Source organism: Brevundimonas sp. GW821-FHT10E09, assembly GCF_058809375.1.
Window position 1 is genome coordinate 1 of the sequence record NZ_JBXASO010000036.1, and the last position, 957, is coordinate 957.

Annotated in this window: 2 protein-coding genes; both read left to right on the top strand. The window is 71.0% G+C overall.

The features are described from left to right. Positions 1-544: Mu transposase domain-containing protein (locus AC1RSI_RS16710; RefSeq protein WP_492322711.1), on the top strand; the 544-nt coding region annotated here is incomplete at its 5' end. After that, positions 531-957 (top strand): ATP-binding protein (locus tag AC1RSI_RS16715; RefSeq protein ID WP_492322712.1); only part of this gene is annotated, 427 nt, incomplete at its 3' end. The genes AC1RSI_RS16710 and AC1RSI_RS16715, both read left to right, overlap by 14 nt.

Here is a 957-nt window from a genome sequence, read left to right on the forward strand (position 1 = left end):
GACCTGCCTGATCAGCTTCGACCGTAACCGCTACTCGGTGATGGCGAAGGCCGGGCGCCGTACGGTGCAGGTCCGCGCCTATGCCGACCGGATCGTCGTGCGCTGCGAGGGTGAGGTCGTCGCCGACCATCGCCGGTTCTTCGGTCGTGACCGGACCCTCTACGATCCCTGGCACTACCTCCCGGTGCTGGCGACCAAGCCCGGAGCCCTGCGCAATGGCGCGCCGTTCCAGGACTGGGAGTTGCCGCCGGGGCTGGCCCGCCTGAGGCGCAAGCTGGGTGCGGGCGACGAAGCCGATCGCCGGTTCGTGCGGGTTCTGGCGGCGGTGCTGGAAGACGGCCTGGAGCCGGTCGAGGCCGCGGCGCGCGAGGCGCTCGCCGCCGGGACCGTCAGCGACGACGTCATCCTCAACATCCTGGCGCGCCGGCGCGAACCGCCCCGGCCGCTGAGCATCGTCACGCCCGATGACCTGGCGCTGCGGCATCCGCCTCTGGCGGACTGCGACCGCTACGACAGCTTGCGAGGCATGCATGCAGCGGCATGAGATGATGGCGGCCCTGACCGGCCTGGGCCTCAAGGGCATGGCCGGAGCCTTCGACGAGGCGGTCACCACGGGCCTGCAGCGCAAGCGCACGACCATGGAGATCCTCGCCGACCTGCTGCGCGCCGAGACGACCCACCGGCATGCGGCTTCCATCCGTTACCGGATGGCGGCGGCCAGGCTGCCCGCCGTGAAGGACCTCGACGCCTTCGTGTTCGACGACACGCCGATCAACGAGGGGCTGGTGCGCTCGCTTCACAGCGGCGCCTTCCTGGCGAACCGGCGCAACATCGTGCTGGTCGGCGGGACCGGCACGGGCAAGACCCACCTGGCCACCGCCATCATCGCCAACGTCGTGCGGGCCGGGGCGCGTGGCCGGTACTTCAACACCGTCGACCTGGTGAACCGCCTCGAGG